Annotated in this window: 17 protein-coding genes and 1 riboswitch; of the genes, 10 read left to right on the top strand and 7 right to left on the bottom strand. The window is 65.4% G+C overall.

What is annotated here, in order from left to right; translation table 11 throughout:
• Window positions 1-189 precede the first annotated feature (189 nt).
• Genes BMY35_RS25165 through cynS form a run of 4 tightly spaced genes read left to right on the top strand, consistent with a single transcriptional unit; the run spans window position 190 to window position 3,711 of the window.
• Window positions 190-1,473 carry a CmpA/NrtA family ABC transporter substrate-binding protein gene (locus tag BMY35_RS25165; protein ID WP_371287193.1) on the top strand — a complete coding sequence of 428 codons (1,284 nt, stop codon included), beginning with the start codon at window positions 190-192 and terminating at the stop codon, window positions 1,471-1,473.
• Between the two features lie 3 nt (window positions 1,474-1,476).
• A complete protein-coding gene (ntrB, locus tag BMY35_RS25160) occupies window positions 1,477-2,346 on the top strand; it encodes a nitrate ABC transporter permease (protein ID WP_093205244.1) in 870 nt (289 codons plus the stop codon).
• 31 nt (window positions 2,347-2,377) lie between these two features.
• Window positions 2,378-3,217 carry an ABC transporter ATP-binding protein gene (locus BMY35_RS25155; RefSeq protein ID WP_093205241.1) on the top strand — a complete coding sequence of 280 codons (840 nt, stop codon included), beginning with the start codon at window positions 2,378-2,380 and terminating at the stop codon, window positions 3,215-3,217.
• A 50-nt stretch (window positions 3,218-3,267) separates the two neighbouring features.
• Window positions 3,268-3,711 carry a cyanase gene (gene cynS / locus BMY35_RS25150; protein WP_093205239.1) on the top strand — a complete coding sequence of 148 codons (444 nt, stop codon included), beginning with the start codon at window positions 3,268-3,270 and terminating at the stop codon, window positions 3,709-3,711.
• On the opposite strand, the gene BMY35_RS25145 is transcribed toward cynS, so the two are convergent.
• Complete coding sequence (locus tag BMY35_RS25145) at window positions 3,705-4,466, bottom strand: SDR family oxidoreductase (RefSeq protein ID WP_093205237.1); 762 nt, start codon at window positions 4,464-4,466, stop codon at window positions 3,705-3,707. The two genes, cynS and BMY35_RS25145, sit on opposite strands and share 7 nt — an antisense overlap.
• Before the next feature lie 163 nt (window positions 4,467-4,629).
• The gene (locus BMY35_RS25140; protein WP_256229506.1) at window positions 4,630-4,983 is read right to left on the bottom strand and encodes an Atu4866 domain-containing protein; all 354 of its coding nucleotides are present in this window, start codon (window positions 4,981-4,983) and stop codon (window positions 4,630-4,632) included.
• A 198-nt stretch (window positions 4,984-5,181) separates the two neighbouring features.
• Here BMY35_RS25140 and BMY35_RS25135 point away from each other — a divergent pair, with 198 nt between their 5' ends.
• The 4 genes from BMY35_RS25135 to BMY35_RS25120 all read left to right on the top strand — a co-directional run bounded on the left by BMY35_RS25135 (window position 5,182) and on the right by BMY35_RS25120 (window position 8,277).
• Window positions 5,182-5,730, top strand: a complete 549-nt coding sequence (locus BMY35_RS25135) for a nucleoside 2-deoxyribosyltransferase (protein WP_093205235.1) — start codon at window positions 5,182-5,184, stop codon at window positions 5,728-5,730.
• Window positions 5,731-5,885: 155 nt separating this feature from the next.
• The gene (locus BMY35_RS25130) at window positions 5,886-6,920 is read left to right on the top strand and encodes a DUF4034 domain-containing protein (protein WP_093205233.1); all 1,035 of its coding nucleotides are present in this window, start codon (window positions 5,886-5,888) and stop codon (window positions 6,918-6,920) included.
• 57 nt (window positions 6,921-6,977) lie between these two features.
• The gene (locus BMY35_RS25125; RefSeq protein WP_093205230.1) at window positions 6,978-7,214 is read left to right on the top strand and encodes a hypothetical protein; all 237 of its coding nucleotides are present in this window, start codon (window positions 6,978-6,980) and stop codon (window positions 7,212-7,214) included.
• A gap of 181 nt (window positions 7,215-7,395) precedes the next feature.
• Window positions 7,396-8,277 (top strand): alpha/beta hydrolase, encoded by an 882-nt coding sequence (locus tag BMY35_RS25120; protein ID WP_093205229.1) that lies wholly within the window; start codon window positions 7,396-7,398, stop codon window positions 8,275-8,277.
• Window positions 8,278-8,292: 15 nt separating this feature from the next.
• Here the strand turns inward: BMY35_RS25120 and BMY35_RS25115 are convergent, their stop codons facing one another.
• The 4 genes from BMY35_RS25115 to BMY35_RS25100 all read right to left on the bottom strand — a co-directional run bounded on the left by BMY35_RS25115 (window position 8,293) and on the right by BMY35_RS25100 (window position 12,328).
• Window positions 8,293-8,562 carry a hypothetical protein gene (locus BMY35_RS25115; RefSeq protein ID WP_093205226.1) on the bottom strand — a complete coding sequence of 90 codons (270 nt, stop codon included), beginning with the start codon at window positions 8,560-8,562 and terminating at the stop codon, window positions 8,293-8,295.
• 79 nt (window positions 8,563-8,641) lie between these two features.
• Entirely contained in the window at window positions 8,642-8,983 is a 342-nt protein-coding gene (locus BMY35_RS25110) for a DUF1161 domain-containing protein (protein WP_093205224.1), read from the bottom strand.
• A 35-nt stretch (window positions 8,984-9,018) separates the two neighbouring features.
• Window positions 9,019-11,250, bottom strand: a complete 2,232-nt coding sequence (locus BMY35_RS25105) for an NADP-dependent isocitrate dehydrogenase (protein ID WP_093205221.1) — start codon at window positions 11,248-11,250, stop codon at window positions 9,019-9,021.
• 175 nt (window positions 11,251-11,425) lie between these two features.
• Entirely contained in the window at window positions 11,426-12,328 is a 903-nt protein-coding gene (locus BMY35_RS25100) for a LysR family transcriptional regulator (protein ID WP_093205219.1), read from the bottom strand.
• 117 nt (window positions 12,329-12,445) lie between these two features.
• Here BMY35_RS25100 and BMY35_RS25095 point away from each other — a divergent pair, with 117 nt between their 5' ends.
• On the top strand, window positions 12,446-13,315 hold the full coding sequence (locus BMY35_RS25095; RefSeq protein WP_093205217.1) for an oxidoreductase: 870 nt from the start codon (window positions 12,446-12,448) through the stop codon (window positions 13,313-13,315).
• Window positions 13,316-13,324: 9 nt separating this feature from the next.
• On the opposite strand, the gene BMY35_RS25090 is transcribed toward BMY35_RS25095, so the two are convergent.
• A complete protein-coding gene (locus BMY35_RS25090; RefSeq protein WP_093205214.1) occupies window positions 13,325-13,963 on the bottom strand; it encodes an ABC transporter ATP-binding protein in 639 nt (212 codons plus the stop codon).
• A gap of 55 nt (window positions 13,964-14,018) precedes the next feature.
• Here BMY35_RS25090 and BMY35_RS25085 point away from each other — a divergent pair, with 55 nt between their 5' ends.
• A complete protein-coding gene (locus tag BMY35_RS25085) occupies window positions 14,019-14,810 on the top strand; it encodes a hypothetical protein (protein ID WP_093205212.1) in 792 nt (263 codons plus the stop codon).
• 166 nt (window positions 14,811-14,976) lie between these two features.
• A riboswitch (glycine riboswitch) is annotated at window positions 14,977-15,100 on the top strand.
• Window positions 15,101-15,175 lie beyond the last annotated feature (75 nt).

Raw genomic sequence — 15,175 nt, 5'->3', positions numbered from 1 at the left:
GTGCCAGCCCTACAAGGCCTCGACATCGGCGGCACGATCTGAAGCCGCAAGCTCCGCAAGGGCTCCTGCAGAGCCTTTCCGGCCCGGCGCTTGCAACGGCGGCTGCATCTTTCCAACGAGGTGCACACCATGTCCAGCCCGCACGAACCGACCGCCTGCGATCCCTACGATGCCGACCGGCCATTGAACATGCGCTGCGCCTGTGGGCGCGTGCACGGCGCCGGCGTGTTGCCCGAAGACAAGCTCGAAGCCAGTCTCATGAAGGCGCTGTTCCCCGTCGACAGCGTGCGGCGCGGCTTCCTGCGAGCTGTGGGTGCCAATACCGCGCGCGCAGCCATCGCCTCGGTGTTTCCGCTCGGTGCGCTGCAGGCCATGGCGCAGGAGAAGGCACCGCTGGAGAAGACGAAGCTGAAGATCGGCTTCATTCCCATCACCTGCGCCACGCCGCTCATCATGGCGCACCCGCTGGGCTTCTATCAGAAGCAGGGCCTCGACGTGGAGGTGGTGAAGACGGCGGGCTGGGCGCTCATCCGCGACAAGATGCTCAACAAGGAGTACGACGCCACGCACTTCCTGTCGCCGATGCCGCTGGCCATCTCGATGGGCGCGGGTTCCAACGCGGTGCCCATGAACGTCGCGACCATCCAGAACACCAACGGGCAGGCCATCACGCTGGCCAACAAGCACAAGGACAGGCGCGACCCCAAGACCTGGAAGGGCCTGAAGTTCGCCGTGCCCTTCGAATACAGCATGCACAACTTCCTGCTGCGCTACTACGTGGCGGAAGCGGGCCTGAACCCCGACACAGACATCCAGATCCGCGTGGTGCCGCCGCCGGAGATGGTGGCCAACCTGCGCGCCGGCAACATCGACGGCTACCTCGGCCCCGATCCGTTCAACCAGCGCGCCGTGTTCGAGGAGATCGGCTTCATCCACCTGCTCACCCGGGAGCTGTGGAACGGCCATCCGTGCTGCGCCTTCGGCACTTCGACCGAGTTCATCGAGAAGAACCCCAACACCTTCGCCGCGCTCGTGCGCTCGGTGCTCACCGCCTCGGCCATGGCGCGCGAGCCCAAGAACCGCGAGCTCATCGCCAAGGTGATCGCGCCCGCGCAGTACCTGAACCAGCCCGAGACCGTGCTCACGCAGGTGCTCACCGGCAAGTTCGCCGACGGGCTGGGCAACATCCGCACTGTGCCCGACCGCGCCGACTTCGACCCGATTCCGTGGCAGTCGATGGCCGTATGGATGCTCACGCAGATGAAGCGCTGGGGCTACGTGAAAGGCGACATCAACTACAGGCAGATCGCCGAGAAGGTCTTCCTGCTCACCGATGCCAAGAAGCGCATGAAGGACCTGGGCCAGGCCGTGCCCGATGGCGCGTACCCCAAGTTCACCATCATGGGCAAGGTGTTCGACCCCGCGAAGCCCGACGACTACGTCAAGAGCTTCGCCATCGCGAAGATGGCCTGAGCCATGCCGAAGAAGGCTCTTTCGTTCAAGGCGGCGCTGGTGTCGCTGCTGATGTTCCTGCTGCTGGTGGGCGTGTGGCAGATCGCGACCGCGCCGGCCGGCGGCGCTTCCGCCGCGGCAGGCATGACCGCGGAGCAGATCGAATACCAGAAGATGCTCGGCAAGGACCCGACGCAGGGCCAGGTGAAGAGTTCCGGCTTTCCCACGCCCGCCGAGATGGCCGCCACCGCGTGGAAGCACCTGTCGAATCCGTTCTACGACAACGGGCCCAACGACAAGGGCATCGCCATCCAGCTGGCATATTCGCTGGCGCGCGTGGGCCTGGGCTTCGCGCTGGCGTGCGCGGTGGCGGTGCCGCTGGGCTTCGTCATCGGCATGTCGCCGCTGCTGCACAAGGCCTTTGATCCTTTCATCCAGGTGCTCAAGCCGATCTCTCCGCTGGCGTGGATGCCGCTGGCGCTCTACACCATCAAGGACTCGTCGGTCAGCGGCATCTTCGTGATCTTCATCTGCTCGGTGTGGCCGATGCTGCTGAACACCGCCTTCGGCGTGGCCTCGGTCAAGCGCGAGTGGCTCAACGTGGCCAGCACGCTCGAGGTGAAGCCGCTGCGCCGCGCGTTCCGCGTCATCCTGCCGGCGGCGGCGCCCACCATCCTCACCGGCATGCGCATCAGCATGAGCATCGCGTGGCTGGTCATCGTGGCGGCCGAGATGCTGGTGGGCGGCACGGGCATCGGCTACTTCGTGTGGAACGAGTGGAACAACCTGTCGCTCACCAACGTGATCTTCGCGATCCTGCTGATCGGCGTCGTGGGCATGCTGCTCGACCAGGCCTTCGCGGGACTGCAGCGAAAGGTGACCTATGTGGAGTGAGCGCGCCGGTCTTCCGGCCCGAGGTGAAGCCATGACCCAGCCTGTCGTTTCCGCCGCCGTGGAGGCGCCGGGCGCCCGCGGCTTCCTGCGCGTCGAGGGGCTGGTCAAGGCCTTCGTGCCCGCGCGGCCCGTGTTTGCCGACGTGTCGTTCACGCTCGATCGCGGCGAGTTCGTCTGCATCATCGGCCACTCGGGCTGCGGCAAGACCACCATCCTCAACGTGCTGGCGGGTCTCGACCAGGCCAGCGCGGGCCACGTCTTCATGGACGGGCGTGAGGTGGCGGGCCCCAGCCTGGAGCGCGGCGTGGTGTTCCAGAGCCACGCGCTCATGCCGTGGCTCACCGTGCGAAGGAACATCGCCTTCGCCGTGGTCTCGCGCTGGCCGCAGTGGTCGGCCGCGCAGGTCGATGCACAGGTGGAGCGCTTCGTCGCCATGGTCGGCTTGCAGGCAGCCATCGACAAGAAGCCCTCGCAGCTCTCGGGCGGCATGAAGCAGCGCGTGGGCATTGCGCGCGCCTTCGCCATCAGCCCCAAGATGCTGCTGCTCGACGAGCCCTTCGGGGCGCTCGACGCGCTCACGCGCGGCACCATCCAGGACGAGCTGATGGCCATCGTGCGGCAGACGCAGCAGACCGTCTTCATGATCACGCACGACGTGGACGAGGCCATCCTGCTGGCCGACCGCATCCTGCTGATGAGCAACGGCGCCGACCTGCCGCAGGGTGGCTGGCGCGCGGGGAACATCGTAGAGACGGTGGTCAACCCGCTGCCGCGCGAGCGCACGCGCGCGTCGCTGCACCACCTCGACGGCTACTACGCGCTGCGCAACCACATCGTCGACTTCCTCGTCACGCGCGCGAAGGCTGCGTGACCTCGCCTTCACCCCTCTTCATCCTTCATTTCAATCAGGAGAAAACCCGCATGAACCGCAACGACGTCACCGAGAAGATCATCACCGTCAAGGTGAGCAAGGGCATCCAGTGGGCCGACGTGGCGAAGAAGGTCGGCCTTTCGAAGGAATGGACCACCGCCGCCTGCCTCGGCCAGATGACGCTCGACGACAGGCAGGCGAAGATCGTCGGCAAGATCTTCGGCCTCACTGTCGAGGAGCAGAAGTGGCTGAAGGTGGTGCCCTACAAGGGCTCGCTGCCCACGCCGGTGCCCACCGATCCGCTCATCTACCGCTGGTACGAGGTGGTGAGCGTGTACGGCACGACCATCAAGGAGCTGATCCATGAAGAATTCGGCGACGGCATCATGAGCGCCATCGACTTCAGCATGGACATCCAGCGCGAGGCCGACCCGAAGGGCGACCGCGTCAACGTGGTGCTGTCGGGCAAGTTCCTGCCCTACAAGACCTACTGAGCGTATTCGGTCGGTCGCGGCCTCTGCTGCCTGGCAGGCGGGCGCATCGCACCGGCCGTGATGCCGTAGCCCTCGATGGCCCCCGCGATCGAGCGCGCCACCGCATCCACCGGCACCGCGATGCGACGGTTGGTGCGCATGCGTTCACGCGCGTAGCTGGCCGCGATGCGCTCGGCCAGCGGATCGATGGGGCCGTGCACGTCGGGGCTCACCACCGTCACGTGCAGCCGGCCGGCATGTTCCTGCCGCAGGCCTTCGGAGATCGCGTTCACCGCGTACTGCGTGCCGTGGTACACCGCCGAGCCCGGCGACAAGCCATGCATCGCCACTGGCGCCACATTCACGATGTGGCCCCAGCCCTGCTCCTGCATCGTCGGCAGCACCGCCGCGATGCCGAGCAGCACGCCGCGCAGGTTCACGTCGATCGTGAGTTCCCACTCCTCGATCTTGCGGTTCCACAGCGGCGACATCGGCATCACGCCGGCGGCGTTGACGAGCACGTCGATCTGCTCGTGCGTCTCGAGCGCGAATTCGGCAAAGGCTTCCACGTCGGGCCGGTGCGTCACGTCGAGCCGCTGGAAGCTCGCCGTGCCGCCCGTGGCCTCGATCTCGGCCGCAAGTGCAGCGAGCCTGTCCGTACGGCGCGCCCCGAGCACCACCTTGGCGCCGCGCCGCGCAAGCAGCCTGGCGGTCGCTTCGCCGATGCCGCTGCTCGCGCCGGTGATGAGTACGACTTTTTCCTGGATTGTGGTCATGGAGAACTCCTCGTGCTGGTCTGGCTGCCGTGGGGCGCACACTGAAATGAGCGTGAGCCGGGCATGTAGAGAAGTGTGCTTTTTCGCAAGCCCGAAGCGGTAGACGAATCGAACGCGGTTTTTGCCTGATCCTGCAAAACACGTGGTCGACCGCATCCGGCGCTCAGCGTTGCGTAGTGCTTTCGCGGTAGAGCACCATGCCCGCGTGATACAGCACGCCGTCGCGGAATTCGCCATCGGCCGTGAAGCCGGTGTCGTCGACGTAGTCGATGTGGTTGCCGCTGAGCATGTAGCGCCCCTGATAGGCGCTGAGGCGCGTGCCGCGCGCTTCGTCGTAGCGGCCATTAGGCAGCAGTTCGTGGCGGATGTGACCGTCTTGTGTCACCCACATGCCCACGAAGCGATTCGGGTCTTCGAGCAGCCTGGGGCGCTGCGGCTGGGCCTGCGAAGGGCCCGATGCAATGGCGAGGGACAGCGAGAGCGCGGTGAGTGCGCCGGTGCGACTTGCGGTGTTCATGGTGCGCCTTGGTTCGTGAGTGGAGCGTCCATTCTTGAAAAAGGCGCGACCGGAGCGTTAGTCGCTTCGTGCGAGTTTCTTGCCTGATTCCCCGAAGACCGGTTCGTCGGAGCCATGGGCCAATGCATCCATCGGTAAGTCGCTTTGCACCATGTCGCAAGGATTGAGCAGGAGCCGGAAATCGCCGATGCTCCGTCGATGGACAACAAGCCTCCCGGGAACACGGCCCGCCCGCGCATCTACCTCGCGGGCCCGGACGTCTTTCGCCCCGACGCAAGGGAGCACTTCGTCAGGCTGACGGCTGCCTGCGATGCCGCCGGCCTCGCGGCACTGCTGCCGGCCGACGGCAACGAAGAGCAGACCTCCGACGCGCCGGAGAAGCAGATCTACGAAGCCAACATGCGGCGCCTTCGCGGCGCGGACGGCGTCGTCGCCAATCTCGCCAGCTTCAGGGGCATGGAGCCCGACTCCGGCACGGTGTTCGAGGTCGGTGCTGCGATTGCGCTCGGCATTCCGGTCGTGGCTTATGGAGTGCCCGAGGGCAGCTACGCCGGACGCGTGCGTGCCGCGCTGCCGTGCGAGGTCGATGCGAGCGGCGTGCTGCGCGAGCGCGGCACCGGCATCGCCGTCGAGGACTTCGGCCAGCAGCTGAACCTGATGTTGGCCTGCTCGATCTGCATCGAGCCTACGCCGGAAGCGGCCCTGCAAAGAATGGCTGCTCTGCTTGCCACCGCTGGCGGACGATAGAGCGCTGCGCGGGCCTCCTGTCCATCAGGCCGAGTCAAAGAGTACTTCTTGCTTGAATTGAATGCTTGATTGCGGCGCAACGAAGTAGTTACGATCCACCAGGGGGAGACGCCTGTGCTGCAGACAACCGCGGCCCACTCCTTCGAAAGGCCTATATGAATCTTTCAAGGCAGTTGTCATGGCTGATGTCGGGCTTGCTCTGCGCTACGTGCGCTGTGGCAGCACAGCAAACCGACCAAGAAGAGCGTGATTCGATTGTTGCGGCTGTGCGAAGTGCACTGGAAGCACGTGATTTCGAAGTGCTGGAGCGCATGTCTCAAAAATTCCGGATCGAGAGGCAGCGCACGGCAAGCGGCTTATGGAAATTGACGATGTTCCATGCCGGCATCAGAGGCGCGATTGCCGACAAGACGAGAGAAGGAGACGCGGCGTCCACCAAGCTTGAATCAGAGATCAAAGCGTGGGCAGCCCTGTACCCCAAGTCGCCAGTACCAATTACCGCCATGAGTGCCATTCACATCTCCCGTGCCTGGGGCATCAGAGGGAGCGGGTACGCGTCGGATGTCAAACCTGAAGCCTGGAAGCCCTTTGCGCAGTCTGTCGAGCGGGCTCGCATTGTTTTGGAGCAAGGCAAAGCGACCGCATCAGTTGACCCTCATTGGTATGAAATGATGCTCCTCGTAGCAAAAGCCCAGGGCTGGGAGCATGAGCGATTCAATGGGCTCCTGAACGAAGCCCTCACCAGGGAGCCACTTTTCTATCAAACGTACTTTGCGGCCCTTGAGTATTTGCTTCCCAAGTGGCACGGCGACTTGAGAGAGATTGAAGTATTCGCGCGCGATGCTGTCAAACGCACATCGAAGACCGAGGGGCAGGGGATGTATGCGCGCATATATTGGTTTGCTTCGGAGGCTCAGTTCGGCAACGACCTGTTCACCAACTCTCTTGCGAGATGGCCGCAAATGAAGGCTGGATTTGATGATGTGATTGCCAAGTATCCCGATAGTTGGAACATGAGCAGCTACGCGAAGTTTGCTTGCCTTGCCCAGGACAGGGCAACAACAGCACAGTTGCTGAAGCGAGTGGGTGTGTCTGGTGAGCCGAAGGCATGGCCGAAGGGAATGCTCAAGGCCTGTACTGACTGGGCGTTCGCACCAGCGTCTGCGCCACGAAAAGGCGAGCGCCAATAGACGTCGAATCTTGAGAATCAAGCGTCGGCAAGAAAAGTGCTGTGAACGGTGCAGGAAATGCCCACTGCCGAACAACTACATCAAGCCAACAACGATGTTCTCGTTGCATGCGAGGAATTGCTGAAGTCTGCGATCATGATTCGTGAGATGGCGATAAAAGAGCGCGACAAGCACTCGAAAGCATCGGCGGAATGGGAGCGCCTGAACGATCTCCTGACAAATGCCGACAGCCAGGTTTTCGGTGCGCGGGCGTCTCTAGCTGAAGCGCAAGCCCGGATAGCTGCAGAACAGTAGAAGGCAATCAAGGTGCCGGAGTCGTATTTACGTGCGTTCCGCGAACAAACAGGAGAGCTTTCCGGACAGTGGCCGCCACGTGCTTCCCACTGCGATCACCACCCCCGGAATCCAATGAAACCCGCAGCTGCATGGGCCGAATTCTGCCTTGCAGTGTTGAACATTACCGATGGAGCGGCGCATGCCCACTACCGAGACCCACTTCGAACTGACCGCCAACGACGGCGTCACGGTGGAGGTCCATTGCTGGCTGGGCACGGTGACGAAGCCGCGAGCCATCGTCCAGCTGGCGCACGGCATGGGTGAGCATTCGCTGCGCTACCGGCACCTGGCCGAATCGCTGGTGCAGGCGGGCTACGCGGTCTATGCGAACGAACATCGCGGCCACGGCAAGGGTGCCGAAGCGCGCGGCGAATTGGGCGAGTTCGGCCCGCGCGCGTTCTCCGGGCTGGTGGACGACATGGCGCTGCTGAGCCATCACGTGCGCGGCGTGCATCCGGGCCTTCCGCTGATCCTCCTGGGCCACAGCATGGGCTCGTTCGCCACGCAGTACTACTTGGTCGAGCACAGCGCGCTGCTGGCGGGGGCGGTGCTCTCGGGCACCTCGGCGCTCGATCTGCTGGGGGCGGCATTGCAGTCCGGCTTCAAGCTGGAAGACATGAACGCCGCGCTGCCCGACGTTCGTACGCCCTTCGACTGGCTCAGCCGCGACCCGGCGCAGGTCGATGCGTACATCGCCGATCCGCTGTGCGGGTTCACTGTCTCGGCCGAGGGGCTGGGTTCGATGTTCGCGAAGCTGGCCGATCTCACGCCCGATGCAATGCGCAAGAGCATCCGGCCTGAACTGCCTCTTTATCTGTTCATCGGCGACGAGGACCCGGTGAGCAACAGGGCCGAATGGTTCTATCCGCTGGTGCAGCGCTATCGCGAGGCGGGGCTGCGCGACGTGTCGTGCCACGTGTTCGGCGGTGCGCGCCATGAGACGCTGAACGAAACCAACCGCGACGAGGTCGAGGCGGTGCTGCTGGCGTGGATCGCGCGGGTGGTGGGCGGCAACAACTAGCCGCGGCCGATTCACCTACTCGTCGAACTCGCGCTTCGTTCTCTCCGCATCCGGCGCTTGCTCGTCGAGCGACTGCCGGTACCTGATGCAGCCGCGCATGAACTGCGGCCAGGCCGGAACGGCGATGGCCGGTTCGACCTTCTCGGGCAGCAGGGCCCAGAGGGCAGGGTGGTGCCAGCACAGCTCGTGTCCGCTCGAGTCCCGGTGCTCGCGGATGGCCGTGCGCAGCTTCTTCGCTTCCGCGATCAGCTGATCGCGCGACAGGGTTTCAAGGTCTTCGTCCATGCGGCGGACGCTAAGAGCATTCCGCGCAAGGGTGCGTCGGACGATGCGCCAAAAAGAGGTTGGCGCCAGCGGACGGCTACTACTTCCTGCAGTCGCCGCCGTATGACGTGGTGCCGTCCTTGCACTCGGTGAGCATGGGCTCGCCGGGGGCAGGAGCGGCAGCGGGGGCCGTTGCGGCCCCCGCGTCCTTCAGATAAACGACCTTCTTCGTGCCGAGCTCGCAGCTGCCCACCACCTGGCCGTTCGCCGACGCGTTGGCATCGATGACGGTGACGGTGAAGCGCGCCACGCCGCTCGCGGCGATCTTCGATTCGATGCGGGTGCGCAGGGCCTCGCAGTCCTCGGCAGCCGCATGCGCGGTACCCGCCGCGCCGGCCAGGGCCAGCACGGCGGGAAGCATCGCGAGCCAGGAGGGCTTCATGACGGCTGCCACCCGCACGATGTCGACCGGCCTTCTTATGCCGAAGCCAGCGCCGCGTTGAGCGTTGCGCTCGGACGCATCACGGCTTCGAACTTGGCGGGGTCGGCCAGGTAGTAGCCGCCGATGTCCACGGCCTTGCCCTGCACGGCGGCGAGCTCGTCGACGATCTTCTGCTCGTTGGCGGTGAGCGTCTCGGCCAGCTTCACGAAGGCTGCCTGCAGTTCCTTGTCGTCGGTCTGCGCGGCCAGTTCCTGCGCCCAGTACATCGCCAGGTAGAACTGGCTGCCGCGGTTGTCGAGCTGGCCGGTCTTGGGCGAGGGGTTCTTGTTGTTGTCGAGCAGCTTGCCGGTGGCGGTGTCCAGCGTCTTCGCCAGGATGGCGGCCTTCTTGTTGTTCGTCTTCAGGCCCAGGTCTTCCAGGCTCACGGCCAGCGCGAGGAATTCACCCAGCGAGTCCCAGCGCAGGTGATTTTCTTCCACCAGTTGCTGCACGTGCTTGGGGGCCGAGCCGCCCGCGCCGGTCTCGTACATGCCGCCGCCGGCCATCAGCGGAACGATCGACAGCATCTTGGCCGAGGTGCCCAGTTCCATGATGGGGAACAGGTCGGTCAGGTAGTCGCGCAGGATGTTGCCGGTGGCGCTGATGGTGTCCAGGCCGCGGACCACGCGCTCCAGGGTGTAGCGCATGGCGCGCACCTGGCTCATGATCTGGATGTCCAGGCCCGTGGTGTTGTGCTCGTGCAGGTACATCTTGACCTTGGTGATCAGCTGTGCCTCGTGCGGACGGTACGCGTCGAGCCAGAAGACCACCGGCATGCCGGAGTTGCGCGCGCGGTTGACGGCCAGCTTCACCCAGTCGCGGATCGCAGCGTCCTTGACCTGGCACATGCGCCAGATGTCGCCCTTCTCCACGTCTTCGCTCATCAGCACTTCGCCGGTGTCCAGGTCGGTGATGTTGGCAACGCCGTCTTCGGGGATCTCGAAGGTCTTGTCGTGCGAACCGTATTCCTCGGCCTTCTGCGCCATCAGGCCGACGTTGGGCACGGTGCCCATGGTCTTGGGGTCGAAGGCGCCGTGCCACTTGCAGAAGTTGATCATCTCCTGGTAGATGCGGGCGAAGGTCGATTCGGGCATCACGGCCTTCACGTCCTTCAGGCGACCGTCGGCGCCCCACATCTTGCCGCCGTTGCGGATCATCGCGGGCATGGAGGCGTCCACGATCACGTCGTTGGGCGAGTGGAAGTTGGTGATGCCCTTGGCCGAGTCGACCATGGCGAGCTCGGGGCGGTTCTCGTGGCAGGCGTGCAGGTCGCGCTTGATCTCGTCCTGCGTGCTCTGCGGCAGCGTGGCGATCTTGTTGTAGAGGTCGACCATGCCGTTGTTGACGTTGATGCCCAGCTCGTCGAACAGCTTGCCGTGTTTCTCGAAGGCTTCCTTGTAGAAGATCTTCACGCAGTGGCCGAACACGATGGGGTGCGAGACCTTCATCATGGTGGCCTTGACGTGCAGCGAGAACATCACGCCGGTCTTGCGCGCGTCTTCGATTTCCTTTTCATAGAAGGCCAGCAGCGCCTTCTTGCTCATGAACATGGAATCGATGACCTCGCGGTCGAGCAGGGCGACCTTGGGCTTGAGCACGATGGTCTTGCCGCTCTTGGTCAGCAGTTCCATCTTGACGTTGCGCGCGCGGTCCAGGGTCATGGACTTCTCGCCGTGATAGAAGTCGCCGCCGTGCATGTGCGAGACGTGCGAGCGCGAGGCCTGGCTCCAGTCGGCCATGCTGTGCGGGTTCTTGCGGGCGTATTCCTTGACGGCCTTGGGTGCGCGGCGGTCGGAGTTGCCTTCGCGCAGCACGGGGTTCACGGCGCTGCCGGTGCACTTGTTGTAGCGCGCGCGGATGTCCTTGTCCTCGTCCGTGGTCGGGTTCTCGGGGTAGTCGGGGATCTTGTAGCCCTTGCCCTGCAGTTCCTTGATGGCAGCCTTGAGTTGGGCCACCGAGGCGCTGATGTTGGGCAGCTTGATGATGTTGGCTTCGGGCTTGAGCGTGAGCTTGCCCAGTTCGGCCAGGTTGTCCGGCACTTTCTGGTCGTCGCTCAGCAGCTCGGGGAACTCGCCCAGGATGCGCGCCGCCACCGAGATGTCGCTGGTTGCCACGTTGATGCCGGCCGGGTTCGTGAAGGCGCGGATGATGGGCAGAAACGCGTAGGTCGCCAGCAGGGGCGCCTCGTCGGTGAGGGTGTAGACGATGGTTGGTTGCTTCGAGCTCATGCGCTTCTTCCGTAGATCCTGGTTGTCGGGGTGGCTGGAACTTCCGGCTGTCGGGCGGTAGCCCGCTTTTTTCCGGAATCCCCGATTGTCGCCGGCCGGGACCGGGTTTCGCCATGCGGGTTGCGAAGCCCCCGGCGCGAAGCGCGTCTTAACGGGGTTCCGGCTGGCCGGATGCCTATTTTTCGAGCATTTCCCGGGCCAGGTCGACGAAGGCGCGCAGCTTGGGCGCCTGGGCGGCGCGGCGCGGAAAGTACAGGAACAGCCCCGGCTCCTCGAAGGCCGAGCGCGGCAGCAGCCGGCGAAGGCGGCCCTCGCGCAGCTCGGCGCGCACCAGCGGCTCGAAGATGTAGGCGATGCCCACGTCGGCCAGCGCCAGCTCCCGGGCGTAGAGCGCATCGGTGACGCGCACGGTGCCCGGCACCTCGACCGAGACGTGGGCGCCGCCCTCGTCGCGCAGGTCCCAGGCGTACACGCCGCCCGAGGTGACGAAGCGGAAGCCGATGCAGTTGTGCTGCTGCAGCGCCTCGATGTCGCGCGGCTCGCCGGCCAGCTCCAGGTAGCGCGGCGTGGCCACCATGATGGCCTGGAAGGGCGGGGTGAGCCGCACCGCGACCATGTCCTGGGCCACGGTGTGGCCCAGCCGCACGCCGGCGTCATGGCCGCTGGCCACGATGTCGGCCAGGCCGTCGTCGCAGGTGATCTCTATTACCAATTCGGGGTGGCGGCGCGACATCTCGGCCACCAGCGGCGTCATGACCAGCGGCAGCGCCACGTGCGGCGCGTTGATGCGCAGCACGCCGCCCACGCGTCCCGACGATTCGCCGAAACGGTCGACCGCGTCGGCGATCTCGCCCATGGCGGGCGCCAGCATGGCGATGAAGCCGGCGCCGGCCTCGGTGAGCCGCACGCTGCGGGTGGTGCGCGCGAAAAGCGGCTGGCCCAGGTGGTCCTCGACGGCGCGCACTGCATGGCTCACGGCCGAGGCGCTCATGCCCAGTTCGGCCGCGGCGGCGGCGAAACCGCCGCGCCGGTGCACCGCAAGCACGATGGCCAGGTGCGGGAGCAGGGTGCGGTCCATTCATGCATCGTATCGCAAGGTGCATTCGATTTGAACCGTCTAGTCGATGAATGCGGTTGATGGAACAGTCACGCCATGGCTTCACGGCAACCCATCAACCCTCAAGGAGCAAGCCTCATGACCACCACCGCCAACAACGCTTCGCAAGCCCGGGCCCGCAAGACCTGGTTCATCACCGGCGCCGCCTCCGGCTTCGGCCACGCCTTCGCCGAACATGCGCTGGCGCAGGGCCACAACGTCGTCGCCACCGCCCGCGACGCCGCCCGGCTCGCCGACCTCGTGGCGCTGGCGCCCGACCGCGTGCTGGCCACGCCGCTCGACGTGGACGTGGCCGGCGCGGCCGAAGCCGCCGTGCAGGCCGCGGTCGAGCGCTTCGGCCGCATCGACGTGCTGGTCAACAACGCGGGCTACGGCGTGGTCGGCGCGCTCGAGGAGACGCCCGACGCCGAACTGCGCGCGCTGATGAACACCAATTTCTTCGGCGCCATGGCCGTTACCCGCGCCGCGCTGCCGGTGCTGCGCGCGCAGAAGTCGGGCGCCATCGTCAACATCTCCAGCCTGGGCGGGCAGCTGTCGTTCTCGGGCTTCAGCGCCTACTCGGCCTCCAAGTTCGCGCTGGAGGGCGCTTCGGAAGCGCTGGCGCAGGAAGTGGCGTCCTTCGGCATCAAGGTGCTGATCGTCGAGCCGGGCCAGTTCCGCACCCAGCTCGCGGGCAGCGGCATGCGCCACATGCCCGTGATCGAGGCCTACCAGCCGGTGGTGGGCGCCACCCGCGAGTTCGCGCACAGCATGCACAACACGCAGGCCGGCGATCCGCGCAAGGCCGCGGTGGCCATCGAGAAGGCACTGGACGCCGAGCACACGCCGCTTCGCCTGCAGCTCGGCGACGATTCGGTCGACGCGGTGCGCGCCCATGCGCAGGCGATGCTCAAGGACATGGAAGCCTGGGAGTCCGTGAGCCGCAGCACGAACTTCGACGCGACCTGAAGACGGGCTTCAGGCGAGGGGCAGTTCGATGGTGGCCGCGAGCGGCACGGTGTCGATGCGCGCCGCACTGGCCACGATGACTGCCCGGCCCTGCTGCCCATCGAAGCCGGAAAGCGTGCTCCAAAGGCAGCGCGTCGACGGCATGTCGAGCCCGGCCGTGGGCTCGTCGAGCAGCACGAGCGGCCGGCCCGACGCGAGCCCGGCCGCCATCCACACCTTGCGCTTCGAGCCGGTCGAGAGCATGAACATCTTCTTGTCGAGGTGCGGAGCCAGCGAGAAGCCCTCGGCAATGGCCTGCCACTTCGCTTCGTCGAAACCCGCGTCGCCCTCGGCGAGCGAAGCGGTGCATTCGCGGGCCGTGAGCTGGTCGAAGCGGTCGGTCACGGGGTCGACGAAGAACACCTGGCGGCGGTATGCCTCGGGCGCGGTGTCGAGGGTCGCTCCCGCCACCGTCAACCGGCCGGAAGAAGCGGGCAGCATGCCGGCGATCACCCGGAGCAGCGCCGACTTGCCGGTGCCGGTATCTCCGTAGAGCAGCGTGACGCCCGGGCCGATGGATGCATTCCAGCCGGACACCAGCGGCGGTTGGTCGGGGTAGGCGAAGCTCAGCGCGTCGATCCGGAGAAGGGCGGGAGAAGAAGGATTCATGGTCGCGTGCGACTTTATCAACCAGGCGCCCCGCCGGTGGCTACCATCCGGCTCCATGAGAAAACTGCCGTGCCTGCTCGCCCTGCTGTCGTTCGCCGCCCCGGTGCTTGCCGCTCCCGATCTTTCCGCGCCGTCGGCGCAGGTGTTCGATGCGGTGAAGAAGCCCGATTCGCTCGACGCGCAATGGCGCACGCGCCTGTGCGCGTTGTTGCCGCAGCCCTGCAACGCGCAGCAGCTGGGCCTTTACCGTCCGCGCAACGCCGCGCCCGGCAACTACGTGGTGCTCTCCACCGAGCCGCTGGCCATGGCGCGCGTCAGGCGGGATGCCGGCGACGCGAAGGGCTGGCAGCTCGATCGTCTCCATGATTTCTCCGACTATGCGCAGGCCCTGAAGAAGGACAACGACGCCAGCCGGTCCGAGGCGCGCCTCTCGCTCGCGCCGGCGCTCTATCCGCTGGCCGAAGGCAAGTGGGCGGTTGCGGTGCTGCAGACCGTGTCGGAGGGCTACTCCGGCGGCGGCGCCTCGTTCGACACCGCCGATTTCGTGCCGCTCGAAGGCGGCAAGGCGGTACAGGAGGACATCCCGTTCTCGTGCTCCAAGATGATCCGCGCCTGCTTCAGCGAGAAGGAATACAAGACCTCGAAGCACTGCCACGACGAGAGCTTCGGCAGCCTGCGCATCGCCTACGGCGAGACATTCAAGCCCGGCGCGCCCTACGACTGGCAATACACCTGGGTGCAGACCGAGTGGCCGCAGAACGAGCCGCGCAGCGCCGCGACCACCACGCGCGTGCTGTTCACCGCGAAGACCACCGAGCGCGCGGGTTTCTGCGGCGGGCCGCAGTAACACGACGCAGTAAGAAGAAAGAAGAGAAGAAGAGCACCGTGCGCGGGCGCCGCATGGCACGCAAACTGCTTGGACAGATGCATCCAGGAGAAATGCCGGCTCGATGCTTCGAGTTAGTGCATTACCGAAGGCGATAGCCCAGAACGCTCAGGTACCAAGACTGGATTTTTCAAACGCTGGAGAGCGCCGCCCGGAATCCTCGCGGATCCGAGGGCGGCCGCCGAAGGGGCAAGCCTCGTGCGATTCGCGCGCGGGGTGAATCTCTCAGGCTAAAGGACAGCAGGGCCACTCCGTGCTTCGTGCACGGCGTGGCCTTGTTCGCTTCTGGAGCCGCTTCATTTCATGACCTGTTTCCAAGGACGCCG

Origin of the sequence: Variovorax sp. YR750 (assembly GCF_900109805.1) — a bacterium.
Taxonomy (GTDB): Bacteria; Pseudomonadota; Gammaproteobacteria; order Burkholderiales; family Burkholderiaceae_C; genus Variovorax; species Variovorax gossypii.
Note: the sequence above shows the minus strand (reverse complement) of the source record. Positions and strands in the feature narration are given on the sequence as shown.

Bases quoted from the DNA above. Each gene is read 5' to 3' on its own strand.
- BMY35_RS25115 (WP_093205226.1), bottom strand. From the start codon at position 8,562: ATGGACGAAGACCTTGAAACCCTGTCGCGCGATCAGCTGATCGCGGAA.
- BMY35_RS25140 (WP_256229506.1), bottom strand. From the start codon at position 4,983: ATGAACACCGCAAGTCGCACCGGCGCACTCACCGCGCTCTCGCTGTCC.
- BMY35_RS25125 (WP_093205230.1), top strand. From the start codon at position 6,978: ATGCCCACTGCCGAACAACTACATCAAGCCAACAACGATGTTCTCGTT.
- cynS (WP_093205239.1), top strand. From the start codon at position 3,268: ATGAACCGCAACGACGTCACCGAGAAGATCATCACCGTCAAGGTGAGC.
- BMY35_RS25095 (WP_093205217.1), top strand. From the start codon at position 12,446: ATGACCACCACCGCCAACAACGCTTCGCAAGCCCGGGCCCGCAAGACC.
- BMY35_RS25135 (WP_093205235.1), top strand. From the start codon at position 5,182: ATGGACAACAAGCCTCCCGGGAACACGGCCCGCCCGCGCATCTACCTC.
- BMY35_RS25090 (WP_093205214.1), bottom strand. From the start codon at position 13,963: ATGAATCCTTCTTCTCCCGCCCTTCTCCGGATCGACGCGCTGAGCTTC.
- ntrB (WP_093205244.1), top strand. From the start codon at position 1,477: ATGCCGAAGAAGGCTCTTTCGTTCAAGGCGGCGCTGGTGTCGCTGCTG.
- BMY35_RS25165 (WP_371287193.1), top strand. From the start codon at position 190: ATGCGCTGCGCCTGTGGGCGCGTGCACGGCGCCGGCGTGTTGCCCGAA.
- BMY35_RS25105 (WP_093205221.1), bottom strand. From the start codon at position 11,250: ATGAGCTCGAAGCAACCAACCATCGTCTACACCCTCACCGACGAGGCG.
- BMY35_RS25120 (WP_093205229.1), top strand. From the start codon at position 7,396: ATGCCCACTACCGAGACCCACTTCGAACTGACCGCCAACGACGGCGTC.
- BMY35_RS25110 (WP_093205224.1), bottom strand. From the start codon at position 8,983: ATGAAGCCCTCCTGGCTCGCGATGCTTCCCGCCGTGCTGGCCCTGGCC.
- BMY35_RS25100 (WP_093205219.1), bottom strand. From the start codon at position 12,328: ATGGACCGCACCCTGCTCCCGCACCTGGCCATCGTGCTTGCGGTGCAC.
- BMY35_RS25145 (WP_093205237.1), bottom strand. From the start codon at position 4,466: ATGACCACAATCCAGGAAAAAGTCGTACTCATCACCGGCGCGAGCAGC.
- BMY35_RS25155 (WP_093205241.1), top strand. From the start codon at position 2,378: ATGACCCAGCCTGTCGTTTCCGCCGCCGTGGAGGCGCCGGGCGCCCGC.
- BMY35_RS25130 (WP_093205233.1), top strand. From the start codon at position 5,886: ATGAATCTTTCAAGGCAGTTGTCATGGCTGATGTCGGGCTTGCTCTGC.
- BMY35_RS25085 (WP_093205212.1), top strand. From the start codon at position 14,019: ATGAGAAAACTGCCGTGCCTGCTCGCCCTGCTGTCGTTCGCCGCCCCG.